We start from the raw sequence: 14,537 nt of genomic DNA, 5'->3' as shown, positions 1-14,537 counted from the left end.
CTACGCGCAACCTATTGCGCGCATAGACCTTGACTGTTGCAAAGTTAATGTCGATTGCGTATGGTTATCCATCTCCCGTTGACTTCTAAAGGAAAAAAATCATGGCCAAATCTCCTGTAAAAACCATTGTCAGTGCATCTGTTCGAGGCGCTCCGGCCATCAATATCGGCATCAGCGACAAGGACCGCGCTGCGATTGCGCAGGGCCTGAGCCGCTTGCTGGCGGACACCTACACGCTGTACCTGACAACGCACAATTTCCACTGGAACGTGACCGGGCCGATGTTCAACACGCTGCACACCATGTTCATGACGCAGTACACCGAGCTGTGGAACGCGGTGGACCCGGTGGCAGAACGCATCCGCTCGCTGGGTCATCCGGCGCCGGGCTCGTACGCCCAGTTCAGCAAGCTGGCCACGGTGCCCGACGCGCCCGTCACGCCGCCCAAGGCGCTGGAAATGGTGCGCATTCTGGTGCAAGGCCACGAAGCGGTAGCCCGCACGGCACGCGAGTTGTTTCCCATGGCCGACAAGGCCAGCGATGAGCCAACCGCCGACCTGCTGACCCAGCGCATGACGGTGCATGAGCAAACCGCGTGGATGCTGCGTTCGCTGCTTGAGGAATAACCCGAAAGATGCGAGCTGATCGGCACGCCGACGCGCCGCCCCAAGCCAGTACAGCTCCCGCAGCGGGTGCCAGGGCTCCCTCCCCACGCCAGCAGGGGCCGCGGAACCGGCTTGGCCGGGCTGCAGGCGCAGCAGCCCCCTCGGGGGGCAGCGCATTGCACGAAGTGAAAAGCGTGGGGGCCTTGTACTTGCAGTTGATTCGCTGGAACCGGCCAGCCGGCTGGCTGCTGCTGCTGTGGCCGACCCTTTCCGCGCTGTGGGTGGCATCGCAGGGCTTTCCGGGCTGGCACCTGATCACCGTGTTCACGCTGGGAACGTTTTTGATGCGCAGCGCAGGCTGCTGTGTCAACGACGTGGCCGACCGCGAGTTTGACCGGCATGTCAAGCGCACGGCGCAGCGGCCGGTGACCACCGGCGCGCTGTCGGTCAAGCAGGCGCTGGCACTGGGCGCCGTGTTGGCGCTGCTGGCGTTTGGCCTGGTGCTCACCACCAATGCCGCCGCGATTGCGTGGTCGTTCGCTGCGCTGGCCGTCACGCTGGCCTACCCGTATGCCAAGCGCTATGTGGCCATGCCGCAGGCGGTGCTGGGCGTGGCGTTCAGCTTCGGCATCCCGATGGCGTTTGCCGCCGTGCAGTCGCACGTGCCGCCTTTGGCCTGGGTCTTGCTGCTGGGCAACTTGTTCTGGGTGATTGCCTACGATACCGAATACGCCATGGTTGACCGGGACGACGACCTGTTGATTGGCATGAAAACCTCGGCGATCACGCTGGGTCGTTTTGACGTGACTGGCGTCATGTTCAGTTACCTGATTTTTATATCGATTTGGGCTTTTGCGCTTTATGCGTATGCACAGTCAGCTATTTTTATCATAGCAATTGGCTTGGCGTTGCTGCAAGCGCTTTGGCACGGCTGGATGATCCGCAAGCGTGAGCGCGACGACTGTTTCAAGGCGTTTCGCCTGAACCACTGGTTGGGTTTCACCGTGTTTGCCGGTATCGCGCTGTCGTACTGGGGCCAATGAGGCTGTGGAGCTGGCCTGACTGTGGCGCCACTTCACCCGTAAAAAAAGCCCGCACAGCGCGGGCTTTTGCCTGATGCCAACTGGCCGGTGCAGCCAGCCATGCGGACTGTTGCAGATCAGACGGCTTTCGGGGCCATTTTGGCTTTTGCCTTGGTTTTGGCATGCTTGGCCTTGTGCTTGACGACCGCCTTGGTGTGCTTGGCTTTGGCGGCTGGCGTAGCCATGGGGGCAGCAGGCGTCACGGCAGGCGCTGCGGCCGTCTGGGCTGCGGCCGGGGTGGAAATCAAAGCCAGAGGCATGGCCAGGAGGGCGGCGCTGGCAAGGATGGACAGGAATTTTTTCATGGGGTACTCCAGGGTATTTGGAAAGTCATTACGTACGTAGGGCCGGGTCGCCTTTCAGGCGGGCTGGCGACAAAAGCTGCACGTTCGTGAATGTTTAACGTAGCCTTGCGCAGGCCGGTTGACGGGATTTTTACGATTTTTGCAATTGTTTTTGAGGCACCTGGCGCCACGGGCCAGCAGCGCAAAATGCTATGACAAATATAGCTGAATGTATAGGCGGATATTGCGCAAACGCTTTATTCCATGCTTGACCTAGTTCAGGCCGCGCCGAATTCATCGCCCATCTCGATGGCGCGTTGCCGTGCCGCCTGCATGGCCTGCATGAATTTTTCCTTGATGCCGCCTTGCTCCATGGCGCTGAGCGCCGCGTGGGTCGTGCCGCCTTTGGAGGTCACGCGGGCGCGCAGCACGTCAGGCGGCTCGGTGGCTTCACGGGCCAATGCCGAAGCGCCGACAAAGGTGCCGACCGCCAGTTGGTGCGCCTGCTCGCGGCTCAGGCCCATGTCGGTACCGGCCTGGACCATCGCTTCGATGAAGTAAAAAACATAGGCCGGGCCGGAGCCGGACAGCGCGGTGACGGCATCGAGTTGTGCTTCCTGCTCCAGCCATAAATAAGCGCCCGTGGTCTGCACCACGCGCTCGACGACGAGCCGGTCTTCAGTGCTGGCGGCAGGGCGGGCAAAGAGGGCGGTCATGCCCTGCCCAATCAGAGCCGGCGTGTTGGGCATGGCGCGCACCACGCGTTCGGTGCCCAGCCAGCCGGCAATGCTGTCTGAGCGGATGCCGGCGGCTACGCTCAGGTGCAGTGCGGATGCGGTATGCGCGCGGCTTTGTTCTGCGGCTTCACGAAAGGTCTGCGGCTTGACGGCCCACACCACCAGCGTTGCACGGTTCAGCGACGGGCCAGGTTTTTCGCTGACTTCAATCTGGAACTGCTGGACCAATTTGGCCCGCTGCTCGGCGAATGGCTCGACCACCTGGATATGACGGGCCGGCAGGCCGCGCTTGAGCAGCCCGGCAATGATGGCGCTGGCCATGTTGCCGCCGCCGATGAAGGCGATGGGGTCGGTGCTGCTGTCGGAGGCGTGGGGCTGCATGCGCATGGTCTCGCTAAAAAATGAGGGCGGCTTTGGAATGAAAGGGTAGAAGCCTGGCCGGGTCCCTGATTGTCGTGCAGCGTCGTTTTGCGCCTTACTGCATCACGGTTTGCCGAACCGCATGCTCCCATTGGGCCATCAGCTCGGCCGCGCGGGTGCTGCTGAGCGTCGGCCAGAAGGTGCGCTCCGCTCGCCACAGGCTGGCCAGCTCGTCGGTGTTGCTGTAAACGCCGCTGGACAGCCCCGCCAGCCAGGCGGCGCCCAGGGCCGTGGTTTCGGTCACGACCGGGCGCACCACCGGAATGCCCAGCAGGTCGGCCTGGAACTGCATCAGCAGGTCGTTGATGCAGGCGCCGCCGTCCACGCGCAATTCGGACACCGGTGCTGCTCCGGCGCTGACCGCATCGCGCCCCATGGCCTGCAGCAGCGCCGCGCTTTGAAAGGCGATGCTCTCCAGCGCGGCGCGTGCAATGTGCGCCGCCGTGGTGCCGCGCGTCAGGCCGGTGATGATGCCGCGTGCCTCGGGCTTCCAGTAGGGTGCCCCCAGGCCGGTGAAGGCTGGAACCATCATCACGCCGCCCGAGTCGGGAACGCTTTGCGCCAACGCCTCGACTTCGGCGCTGCTTTTGATGGCGTTCAAACCATCGCGCAGCCATTGCACCACCGCGCCGCCGACAAACACACTGCCTTCCATGGCGAATTCGGTTTGTGCGCTGATTTGCGCCGCGCTGGTGGTCAGCAGGCCGTTGTCCGACAGCTGGAACTGGGTGCCGGTGTGCATCAGCAAAAAGCAGCCGGTGCCATAGGTGTTCTTGGCCATGCCGGCCTTGAAGCAGGCTTGGCCAAACGAAGCACTTTGCTGATCCCCGGCGACGCCGCCGATAGAAATGGCATGGCCCAACAGGTCGGGGCTGACCTCGCCAAAGTGCGCACTGGAAGGATGAACGACGGGCATCATGGAAGCCGGAATGTCCAGAGCCTTGAGCAACTCCGGGTCCCATTGATTGGTGTGGATATTGAACAGCATGGTGCGCGCTGCGTTGCTCACATCGGTGGCATGCACCGTGCCCTTGGTCAGGCACCAGATCAACCAACTGTCCACCGTGCCAAACGCCAGCTCTCCGTTCTCGGCCAGTTGCCGTGCGCCGCGTACGTTGTCCAGCAACCATTTGAGTTTGGTGCCTGAAAAATAGGCGTCCACCAGCAGACCCGTCTTTTGCCGGATGGTTTCGGCCAGGCCGCTTTCACGCAGGGCGATGCAGGTTGGTTCTGCGCGACGGTCTTGCCAGACGATGGCGTGGTGGATGGGCTGCCCGGTGCGACGATTCCAGACCACGGTGGTTTCACGCTGGTTGGTGATGCCGATGGCGCGCACGTCTTTCGCTTCGATGCCGGCTTTGACCAACACTTCACGGGCAGTGGCCAATTGGGTGCGCCAGATTTCCTGCGGGTCGTGTTCGACCCAGCCAGGCTGGGGATAGATCTGGTTCAGCTCGCGTTGGGCCTGGGCCACGATATGGCCAGCGGCGTCAAATACGATGCTGCGCGAGCTGGAGGTGCCTTGGTCCAGTGCAAGTAGATAAGTCATGGTGATCGATCCGTAAATGGGCCAAAAAGGCGATGTGTTTCAGGAGGTGACAAGTTCGCAGCGCACCTGAGCTTTGTCCAGCAAGGCGGAAAAGGGATCGGGCGGCAGCGCATCGGTGAACAGCCGGTCAATCTGCGACAAATGCCCGACGGCAACCATGGCCGGTCGGTTGAACTTGCTGAAGTCAGCGGCCAGCCAGACTTCGCGCGCGTGGGAGATGATGGTTTGTGACACCTTGACCTCCCGGTAGTCGAAGTCGCGCAGGGAACCGTCGTCTTCAATGCCGGAAATGCCGATGATGGCGATATCGACCTTGAACTGGGAAATGAAATCGGCAGCGGCTTCGCCGACGATGCCCTGATCGCGGCCCCGAACCACGCCACCCACCACAATGACTTCGCATTGAGGGTTGGCGCTCAGGATGATCGCCACATTGAGGTTGTTGGTGATCACCCGCAGCCCGGTGTGGTGCAAAAGGGCACGTGCCACGGCTTCCGTGGTGGTGCCAATGTTCAAAATGAGCGAGCAGTCGTTGGGCACCGCCGATGCAATTGCTTTGGCAATGCGTTTTTTGCCCTGCACATTCAGGCTTTCGCGTTGCGGATGGGCAATGTTCTCGATCGTGGAGCTTGGAATACGAACTCCGCCGTGAAAACGCGTCAGCAAACCCTCGTCAGCCATGCGCTGAATGTCGCGGCGTACGGTTTGCAGCGTCACGCCAAGGGTGTCAGCCAAAAACTCCACCGTGACAGAGCCGTGGGCCTGAACCACGGCAAGCAGTTTGAGTTGTCTGGGGTTGGGGTTCATTCTTGTATTTTTATGCCGAAGAGGGGTCGATGGAAAGGTGAATCCACTTTAAAACGAAACAAAAGGAATATATATGGGGTAAATACTGAGTTGAAACGAATCAAAACGAATAATAATTTGTTGAGGCGAATATTTAATTCGTATCTTTTATTCTCTTCAGTAAAGGTGGCGCGATGCAATTGACTCTTGAGAGCATCAGCAAAAAGGTCGGGCCGCAAACGTGGTTGTACGACATGAGCCTGGCTCCCCTCAGCGGGGCGGTGACCGTGTTGCTGGGGGCAACGCAGTCTGGCAAGACCAGCCTGATGCGCATCATGGCGGGACTCGATGTGCCTTCCAGCGGGCAGGTGAAGGTTGATGGAAAGAGTGTGGTGGGCGTGCCGGTGCGGGACCGCAATGTCGCCATGGTCTACCAGCAGTTCATCAATTACCCGTCGATGAAAGTGCGCGACAACATCGCGTCGCCCCTGAAACTGCGCGGCGACAAGAACATTGACCAACGGGTACGCGAGCTGGCCGAAAAACTCCATATAGAAATGTTTCTCGATCGCCTGCCCGCCGAATTGTCAGGCGGTCAGCAGCAGCGCGTTGCCCTGGCACGTGCGCTGGCAAAGGGTGCGCCGCTGATGCTGCTTGATGAGCCCCTGGTGAACCTGGACTACAAACTGCGTGAGGAGTTGCGCGACGAGTTGACGGACCTTTTCTCGGCAGGCGACTCTACTGTGATTTATGCCACCACCGAGCCGGGCGAAGCGCTGTTGCTGGGGGGCTATACCGCTGTTCTGGATGCGGGTGAGTTGTTGCAGTACGGCCCGACGTCCGAGGTATTCCACCAGCCCAAGTCCCTTCGCGTGGCGCGAGCCTTCAGTGATCCCCCCATGAACCTGATATCCGCCAAGGCAGCGGCCTCTGGCGGCGTTCAACTGGACGCTGGACCGCTGATGCAATTGACACTGCCGGCAACCCAATCGCAGCAGTTGACCGTTGGCATGCGCGCCGGCTCCCTGCGGGTAAAAGCGGGAGAAGGTGATGTCACCCTCATGGGCAAGGTAGAACTGGCTGAAATATCGGGATCGGACACCTTTGTCTATCTGAAAACATCGGTGGGCGAGCTTGTGGCGCAGCTCACGGGGGTTCATTATTTCGATTGGGGTGCGCAAGTGCCCCTTTATTTCAATCCGGCACAAGTCTATGTGTTTGATGCCCAGGGGATGCTGCTGCTGTCTCCGGTGCGTGGTGGAGGACGCTGATATGGCCCGCATAGAACTCGACCTGGCGCACGCCTACAAGCCCGATCCCCAGCAGGACAGCGATTACGCGCTGCTGCCGTTGAAGATGACGTTTGAAGATGGTGGCGCCTACGCCTTGCTCGGACCTTCAGGGTGCGGCAAGACCACATTGCTCAATATCATGTCCGGCCTGGTCACCCCGTCCCAGGGGAAGGTGAATTTTGATGGCCGGGATGTGACCAGCGCCACGCCTCAGCAGCGCAACATCGCGCAGGTGTTCCAGTTTCCGGTGATCTACGACACGATGACGGTCGCACAGAACCTGGCTTTTCCTTTGCGCAACCGCAAAATGCCGAAAGATCAAATCAGCAAGCGCGTCGGTGAAATTGCCGAAATGCTGGAAATGAGCGGACAACTCAACCAGCGAGCGTCTGGCCTGTCGGCCGACGCCAAGCAGAAGATTTCGCTGGGACGCGGACTGGTGCGTCCTGACGTGTCGGCCGTCCTGTTCGATGAGCCGCTGACGGTGATTGACCCGCACCTCAAGTGGCAATTGCGTCGCAAACTCAAGCAAATTCACCATGAGCTGAAGTTGACGCTGATCTACGTCACGCACGATCAGGTGGAGGCCTTGACCTTCGCCGATCAAGTGGTGGTCATGACACGAGGCAGAGCGGTTCAGGTGGGCTCGCCGGCGGACCTGTTCGAGCGTCCGAGCCATACCTTTGTAGGGCATTTCATTGGCTCGCCAGGCATGAATTTTCTGCCAGGCGTGTCAGGCCCGAAGGGTATTGATCTGGCGGGTCAAACGCTGGCATTGCCGCCGGGGCGGACTCTGCCTGAAGGGGAGATCAAGGTCGGTATTCGGCCGGAATACGTGTCATTGGCCTCTGCGCATGCGCCCGGCGCTCTGGAAATGAAAGTGGCCCATGTGCAAGACGTCGGAACACACGTGATGTTGAGCGCCACATGCGCTGGCCGCACCGTCAAAGCGCGCCTGTCGTCAGACACCGAACAATTGACGATTGGGGCACCCATCTGGCTGAAGGTGATGGATGAACACACCTGCTTTTACAAGAATGAGGAGATTGTGCAATGAGCACCACCATTAAGCCGGTGAACCAGAAAGCGTGGTTTCTGGTTCTGCCCGTCCTGATTTGCGTTGCCTTTTCGGCCATCCTGCCGTTGATGGTCGTCGTCAACTACTCGGTGCAAGACATCATTTCACTGGACCGACGGGTTTTCGTGGGCACGGAGTGGTTTGCCGCGATCATGCGTGACGAAGAGTTGCATGGCGCGCTGCTGAGGCAGTTGATTTACTCCTTCTCGGTGTTGGCGGTCGAGCTGCCGCTGGGCGTCATGCTGGCCTTGTCGATGCCCGCCACAGGCTGGAAGGCTTCTGCGGTTCTGGTCATCGTCTCGCTTTCCTTGCTGATCCCCTGGAATGTGGTCGGCACGATCTGGCAGATCTTTGGCCGTACAGACATTGGACTCATGGGCGCCGCCCTGCAAGGCCTGGGGATTGACTACAGCTACACAGGCAACGCCACACACGCCTGGCTTACGGTGCTGTTAATGGATGTCTGGCATTGGACGCCACTGGTGGCCTTGTTGGGCTATGCGGGCTTGCGGTCAATCCCGGATGCTTATTACCAGGCTGCCAGCATCGACGGTGCGAGCAAGCTTGATGTTTTTCGCTATGTGCAATTGCCAAAAATGCGCGGTGTGCTGATGATTGCTGTACTGCTGCGCTTCATGGACAGTTTCATGATCTACACCGAACCGTTTGTGCTCACGGGCGGGGGGCCTGGCAACTCGACGACCTTCCTGTCGCAATTTTTGACGCAAAAAGCAGTGGGTCAGTTCGACCTTGGACCTGCTGCCGCTTTCTCATTGATCTACTTCCTGATCATCTTGCTGATGTGTTTTATTTTGTACAACTGGATGCAGCGCGTGGGCACCCAGGAAAAGGAGGGTGGTCATGAATAAGCCTAAGTTTCAAAAGAGGACGCTGTTCCTTATTGCCTACATCGTGTTTGCCTTGCTGCCCATCTACTGGATGGTCAACATGTCGTTCAAGACCAACAATGAAATCGTCGCAGGGTTCTCGCTGTTCCCAGACCAGTTCACCTGGAACAACTACAAAACCATTCTGACGGACCCGGCCTGGTACTCCGGGTACATCAACAGCATGATCTATGTGGCGATCAACACGGTGATTTCGTTGACTGTGGCGCTGCCGGCGGCCTATGCGTTTTCCCGGTACAGCTTCCTGGGCGACAAGCATGTTTTCTTCTGGCTGCTGACCAATCGCATGACCCCGCCTGCCGTATTTTTGCTGCCGTTTTTTCAACTCTACAGCTCAGTCGGTCTGATGGACACCCATTTGGCTGTCGCCTTGGCGCACCTGTTGTTCAACGTGCCTCTGGCGGTCTGGATTCTTGAAGGTTTTATGAGTGGCATCCCAAGGGAAATCGATGAAACGGCCTACATCGACGGCTACTCTTTCCCCCGGTTTTTCATCCGGATCTTTCTGCCCTTGATCAAAGCCGGCGTGGGCGTTGCTGCGTTCTTTTGCTTCATGTTCAGCTGGGTGGAATTGCTGCTGGCGCGCACCCTGACCAGTGTCAATGCGAAACCGATTGCCGCCACGATGACGCGAACCATTTCGGCGTCGGGCATGGACTGGGCTACCTTGGCTGCTGCCGGAGTTCTCACCATCGTGCCGGGCGCGATTGTGATTTGGTTTGTTCGAAATTACATCGCGAAAGGTTTCGCGATGGGCCGCGTCTAACAGGAGGTCGCAATGTACCAATGGATGGCATGGACCACACCCGTGGCCGTATTTTTTATCTGTATCGGGCTGATGCTGGCAGGCATGACGGTTTGGGAAATCAAATCCCCAACAATGTTGCGCAAGGGCTTTTTGCCCATGCAGACCACGCGTGGTGACCGCTTGTTCATCGGCTTGTTGGCGGCTGCTTATACCAACCTGGCTTTTGTCGGCCTGAGCGGCTGGATGGCGGAGTTTTTGCGTTTGGAGACAGACCCCTCCATCTGGATCAGCTTTATTATTTCAATGGGCCTGCTCGCACTCATCATGCGCAAGGGGTAGCCTTTGGCCCCCGCAGCAAGCACTCAAAAGTAAAGCAACGGTTTGTTTAGCCCCTGGAGCCGTTGTTGCCTTCTAAACAGGGGTTCTTTGATTTGAGGAGACTGGCAATGAAATTGAAATATTCCGTGTTGGCTGTGGCCATGGCATGCGCCGCAGCGGGTCCAGGTTGGGCCGACGAAGCGGCGGCTAAAAAATGGATTGACAGTGAATTCCAGCCGTCAACCCTGTCCAAGACACAGCAAGCGACCGAAATGAAGTGGTTCATTGATGCGGCCAAAAAGCTGCAGGCCAAGGGAGTCAAGGAGATTTCTGTTGTTTCCGAAACGCTTACTACGCATGAATACGAGTCCAAAACACTGGCAAAAGCATTTGAAGAAATTACCGGCATCAAAGTCATCCATGACCTGATCGGAGAGGGCGATGTGGTTGAAAAACTGCAAACGTCTATGCAGTCAGGCAAGTCGATTTACGACGGCTGGATCACGGACTCTGACTTGATCGGTACACATTACCGCTACGGCAAGATCATGAATTTGACCGATTACATGGCGGGCAGCGGCAAAGAGTGGACCAATCCTGGACTGGATTTGAAGGATTTTATCGGCACCAGTTTTACAACCGCCCCCGATGGCAAGCTGTACCAGTTGCCTGATCAGCAGTTCGCCAACTTGTACTGGTTTCGCGCCGATTTGTTCGAAAAGCCCGAGTTAAAAGCAAAGTTCAAAGCGAAATATGGCTATGACCTGGGTGTGCCACTGAACTGGAGCGCCTACGAGGACATCGCCGCGTTCTTTACCAACGATGTGAAAAAGATCGATGGCAAAGCCATTTATGGCCATATGGATTACGGCAAGAAGGACCCGTCACTGGGTTGGCGCTTCACCGATGCCTGGCTGTCCATGGCGGGAGCTGCCGATATTGGCATTCCAAACGGCAAACCTGTCGATGAATGGGGCATCCGCGCGTCGGCAGACGGCTGTACGCCGCAGGGCGCCTCCGTCTCGCGTGGTGGTGCAACCAACTCGCCAGCGGCGGTGTTTGCGCTAACCAAGTACGTCGACTGGATGAAGCAATATGCGCCCAAAGAAGCCATGGGCATGACCTTTGGTGAATCAGGTCCGGTACCGGCGCAGGGCGAAATCGCACAGCAAATTTTCTGGTACACCGCCTTCACGGCAGACATGATCAAACCTGGATTGCCGGTGGTGAATGCAGACGGCACGCCAAAGTGGCGCATGGCACCTGGCCCGAATGGGCCTTACTGGAAACAGGGCATGCAAAACGGGTACCAGGACGTCGGCTCCTGGACGTTTTTCAAGAACCATGACGCCAACAAAGTCGCTGCAGCCTGGTTATATGCACAGTTCGTGACCGCAAAGACAACCTCCTTGAAAAAGACGGTGGTCGGCTTGACACCAATTCGCGAGTCGGACATCCGGTCGCAGGCGATGACCGACATGGCGCCGAAATTGGGCGGCCTGGTTGAGTTCTACCGCAGCCCGGCCCGCGTGGCGTGGACACCTACCGGCACGAACGTTCCTGACTATCCAAAACTGGCTCAGCTGTGGTGGAAAAACGTGGCTGTTGCCGTAACAGGTGAAAAAACTCCACAAGCGGCAATGGACAACCTTGCGGAAGAAATGGATTCCATCATGGCGCGCCTGGAGCGGGCAGGCATGGCAAACTGCCCACCCAAGCTAAATCCCAAGAGCAATGCCAATAAATGGCTGAGCGACAAAAACGCACCTTGGAAAAAGCTTGCCAACGAGAAGCCAAAGGGTGAAACCATTGCCTACGACACCCTGCTAACAGCCTGGAAAAACGGCAAAGTCCGCTAGCACGCCGTTTGGCGAAAAACTGAGCGAAAAGGCCGTGCAAGTGTGACTTCCACGGCCTTTTCCACCAGCGACTGAGGGTAGCTCTCGCCTCTGGCTGGCAGCTCTTTGAACTTCAAATCGAATGTCTTTAACTATGTCAACTGATACATCACCCTTACCAACCGTACGGAGGGAGCTTCTTTCCCGGCTCGCCAAGCCGCATCACTACGACATCGCCATCGTGGGAGGCGGCGCCACCGGGTTGGGTGTGGCGCTGGATGCAGCGGCAAGGGGCTTCAGCGTGGTGCTCGTCGAGTCCAATGATTTTGCCAAAGGCACGTCCTCGCGATCTACCAAGCTGGTGCACGGCGGCGTGCGCTATCTGGCGCAGGGCAACGTCACACTGGTGCGTGAAGCTTTGCGGGAACGCACCACGCTGCTGGCGAATGCGCCACATCTGGCGCAGCCGTTGCCGTTTGTGATGCCTTCCTACAAATTCTGGGAAGCGCCCTTCTACGGTATCGGGTTGAAGATCTATGACGCACTGGCTGGCAAGGCGGGGCTGGGTCCGACGGCCTTTCTAAACCGGCGCGAAACCCTGGAGAGCTTGCCCACACTTGAATCCCGAGGACTGAAGGGGGGAGTGCAGTACTGGGACGGCCAGTTTGACGACGCGCGACTGGCGCTGGCATTGGCCCGCACAGCGGCACGTCAGGGCGCTCTGCTGGTCAACTATTGCGCTGTCACCCAATTGATCCACGAAGACGGCAAGGTCACCGGCTTGTGGGTGAAGGACCGTGAAACAGGCCACGTCCATGAACTGCACGCAGGCTGCGTGGTCAATGCCACCGGTGTGTGGGTGGACCGCTTGCGCTTGCAAGATGGTCAGGCGACAGGCCGGGATGCCAAGCCAATGGTCGCACCGAGCCAGGGCGTGCACATCGTGGTGGACCGAGAGTTTCTTCCGACCGACCACGCTTTGTTGATTCCCAAGACCGCTGATGGCCGTGTGCTGTTTGCCGTGCCATGGCTGGGCAAGACCATTCTGGGCACCACCGACACACCGCGCCGCGACTTGGCGCGCGAACCGCTGCCGTTTCGAGAAGAAATCGATTTTATTTTGCGCGAGTCAGCCCGTTACCTGAGCCGCGCGCCAAGCCTGTCTGACATCAAGAGCATCTGGGTCGGCCTGCGACCGCTGGTCAAGCCGGCCGATGACGATGCCGAGCGCACCAAGTCACTGTCGCGTGAGCACACTGTATTGGTCAGCAAAAGTGGTCTGGTCACCGTCACTGGCGGCAAATGGACGACCTACCGCGCCATGGCCGGCGATGTGCTGGAAAAATGCTTTGCTGCGGGATTGCTGCCTACCCGCGCCGGACTGTCGACCGACCATCTGAGGCTGGTCGGGGCGCAAGCCTCCAGCGTGCCGATCAGCAGCGCCCCTGGGTTGCATCTTTACGGCAGTGAGGCCGGCGCACTCCAGGCCATGCGCGGCGCTGACAATGATCTGGGTGGCGGTCTGAGCGAAGCCATGGTGCGCTTTGCGGCGCGCTACGAGTACGCCCGGACGGTGGAAGATGTGCTGGCACGGCGATCCCGCCTGCTGTTTCTGGATGCGGCACTGGCGCGTACCCTGGCGCCGGAAGTGGCCGGGTTGCTCCAGCAGGAGAATGGAATCGACGCACAATTGCCCTCTTTTTTAACGCTGTGCGATCAGTATTTGACAGTGCCTGCTGTTTAAATATTCTTGAAGTTGGTTAAATGCGACAGTAAACCCTGAACCCTGAACCCTGAACCCTGAACCCTGAACCTTGAATGGCGTTGTGGTGTCTGATTGCTATATTTTAAATAGCTGCTTTTCCTTGCTGACATTGCGCGAATAGCTAATTTACTTAATATTATTCATATTGCTCCCGATGCTGGCATGGTTGTTTTGTCACCCGGAGTTCAACGGCATAGATTGGTTAGGCGTCACACACAATTGCCAGGAATATTTTTACAACCACGGTTGACACTGGCTTTTACTTTGGTCATAATCGTGGGCTTCGCTCTAATAGGCGAGGAACTTCTGCCCAGCGGAAGCATTGCAAGTGGTTTGCGATGTGGACGACGGGCCCAAGACTGATTGGCAGGTGGTTTGCATTAAGCAAGCCACCAATGCTGGTGCAAGTTGGGAACCAATTTAAATGATTCAAACGCAATCCAAACTCGATGTTGCTGACAACACGGGTGCCAAGTCCGTGATGTGCATCAAGGTGCTCGGCGGATCCAAGCGCCGGTACGCCAGCGTTGGTGATGTTATCAAGGTCAGTATCAAAGAAGCCGCTCCGCGTGGCCGCGTCAAAAAAGGCGAGGTTTACAGTGCGGTGGTCGTTCGTACTGCCAAGGGCATTCGCCGCGGCGACGGCTCGCTTGTCAAATTCGACGGCAATGCAGCAGTGCTGCTCAATGCCAAGCTCGAGCCTATCGGCACCCGTATCTTTGGACCAGTGACGCGAGAGTTGCGCACTGAAAAGTTCATGAAGATCGTGTCGCTGGCTCCTGAAGTTCTGTAAGGACCCTAGGCAATGAACAAAATTCGTAAAGGCGACGAGATCATCGTGATCACGGGTCGCGACAAGGGCAAGCGCGGCACGATCACGCAGCGCGTCGATGACAGCTATGTGCTGGTGAACGGGATCAACCTGGTGAAAAAACACACCAAGCCCAATCCGCTCAAGGGCACCACAGGTGGCATTGTTGAAAAAAGCATGCCGATTCACCAGTCCAATGTCGCTATTTTCAATGCGGCTTCGGGCAAGGCGGATCGTGTTGGTATCAAGTTGTTGGCTGACGGCAAGAAAACTCGCGTCTTCAAGTCCAGCGGCGAAGAAATTAAGGCTGCATAAA

General features: G+C 58.1%; 15 protein-coding genes. 11 read left to right on the top strand and 4 right to left on the bottom strand.

Annotated elements, in window-relative coordinates:
• The first annotated feature begins 101 nt into the window (after positions 1–101).
• Positions 102–626 (top strand): Dps family protein, encoded by a 525-nt coding sequence (locus H4V98_RS00630; RefSeq protein WP_280757203.1) that lies wholly within the window; start codon positions 102–104, stop codon positions 624–626.
• Between the two features lie 164 nt (positions 627–790).
• Positions 791–1,648: a 4-hydroxybenzoate octaprenyltransferase gene (gene ubiA / locus H4V98_RS00625; RefSeq protein ID WP_280757837.1), complete on the top strand. Its 858-nt coding sequence runs from the start codon at positions 791–793 to the stop codon at positions 1,646–1,648.
• 116 nt (positions 1,649–1,764) lie between these two features.
• Here ubiA and H4V98_RS00620 read toward each other — a convergent pair whose 3' ends face one another.
• The 4 genes from H4V98_RS00620 to H4V98_RS00605 form a co-directional block, all read right to left on the bottom strand.
• Positions 1,765–1,992, bottom strand: coding sequence for a hypothetical protein (locus tag H4V98_RS00620; RefSeq protein ID WP_280757202.1), 228 nt, complete (start codon positions 1,990–1,992; stop codon positions 1,765–1,767).
• Between the two features lie 257 nt (positions 1,993–2,249).
• A complete protein-coding gene (gene proC, locus H4V98_RS00615; RefSeq protein WP_280757201.1) occupies positions 2,250–3,089 on the bottom strand; it encodes a pyrroline-5-carboxylate reductase in 840 nt (279 codons plus the stop codon).
• A 94-nt stretch (positions 3,090–3,183) separates the two neighbouring features.
• Positions 3,184–4,677 (bottom strand): glycerol kinase GlpK, encoded by a 1,494-nt coding sequence (gene glpK, locus H4V98_RS00610; RefSeq protein ID WP_280757200.1) that lies wholly within the window; start codon positions 4,675–4,677, stop codon positions 3,184–3,186.
• Between the two features lie 39 nt (positions 4,678–4,716).
• Positions 4,717–5,484, bottom strand: a complete 768-nt coding sequence (locus H4V98_RS00605) for a DeoR/GlpR family DNA-binding transcription regulator (RefSeq protein WP_196863368.1) — start codon at positions 5,482–5,484, stop codon at positions 4,717–4,719.
• Between the two features lie 173 nt (positions 5,485–5,657).
• On the opposite strand from H4V98_RS00605, the gene H4V98_RS00600 reads away from it, so the two are divergent.
• The 9 genes from H4V98_RS00600 to rplX all read left to right on the top strand — a co-directional run bounded on the left by H4V98_RS00600 (position 5,658) and on the right by rplX (position 14,536).
• Positions 5,658–6,734 carry an ABC transporter ATP-binding protein gene (locus H4V98_RS00600; RefSeq protein WP_280757199.1) on the top strand — a complete coding sequence of 359 codons (1,077 nt, stop codon included), beginning with the start codon at positions 5,658–5,660 and terminating at the stop codon, positions 6,732–6,734.
• A gap of 1 nt (position 6,735) precedes the next feature.
• Positions 6,736–7,812 (top strand): ABC transporter ATP-binding protein, encoded by a 1,077-nt coding sequence (locus H4V98_RS00595; protein ID WP_280757198.1) that lies wholly within the window; start codon positions 6,736–6,738, stop codon positions 7,810–7,812.
• On the top strand, positions 7,809–8,702 hold the full coding sequence (locus tag H4V98_RS00590; protein ID WP_196863365.1) for a sugar ABC transporter permease: 894 nt from the start codon (positions 7,809–7,811) through the stop codon (positions 8,700–8,702). Before H4V98_RS00595 ends, H4V98_RS00590 begins: the two co-directional genes overlap by 4 nt.
• Entirely contained in the window at positions 8,695–9,507 is an 813-nt protein-coding gene (locus H4V98_RS00585; RefSeq protein ID WP_196863364.1) for a carbohydrate ABC transporter permease, read from the top strand. Before H4V98_RS00590 ends, H4V98_RS00585 begins: the two co-directional genes overlap by 8 nt.
• A gap of 12 nt (positions 9,508–9,519) precedes the next feature.
• Positions 9,520–9,828: a DUF2160 domain-containing protein gene (locus H4V98_RS00580; protein ID WP_196863363.1), complete on the top strand. Its 309-nt coding sequence runs from the start codon at positions 9,520–9,522 to the stop codon at positions 9,826–9,828.
• Positions 9,829–9,935: 107 nt separating this feature from the next.
• Positions 9,936–11,666 (top strand): ABC transporter substrate-binding protein, encoded by a 1,731-nt coding sequence (locus H4V98_RS00575; RefSeq protein ID WP_196863362.1) that lies wholly within the window; start codon positions 9,936–9,938, stop codon positions 11,664–11,666.
• A 133-nt stretch (positions 11,667–11,799) separates the two neighbouring features.
• Positions 11,800–13,389, top strand: coding sequence for a glycerol-3-phosphate dehydrogenase/oxidase (locus H4V98_RS00570; RefSeq protein ID WP_196863361.1), 1,590 nt, complete (start codon positions 11,800–11,802; stop codon positions 13,387–13,389).
• 445 nt (positions 13,390–13,834) lie between these two features.
• Positions 13,835–14,203 carry a 50S ribosomal protein L14 gene (rplN, locus tag H4V98_RS00565; protein WP_007869247.1) on the top strand — a complete coding sequence of 123 codons (369 nt, stop codon included), beginning with the start codon at positions 13,835–13,837 and terminating at the stop codon, positions 14,201–14,203.
• A gap of 12 nt (positions 14,204–14,215) precedes the next feature.
• A complete protein-coding gene (rplX, locus tag H4V98_RS00560) occupies positions 14,216–14,536 on the top strand; it encodes a 50S ribosomal protein L24 (RefSeq protein ID WP_196863360.1) in 321 nt (106 codons plus the stop codon).
• The last annotated feature ends 1 nt before the right edge of the window (position 14,537 follow it).

Origin of the sequence: Polaromonas sp. CG_23.6 (assembly GCF_029892315.1) — a bacterium.
Lineage (GTDB): Bacteria > Pseudomonadota > Gammaproteobacteria > Burkholderiales > Burkholderiaceae_C > Polaromonas.
This window is presented reverse-complemented; position numbering and strand designations above follow the sequence as displayed.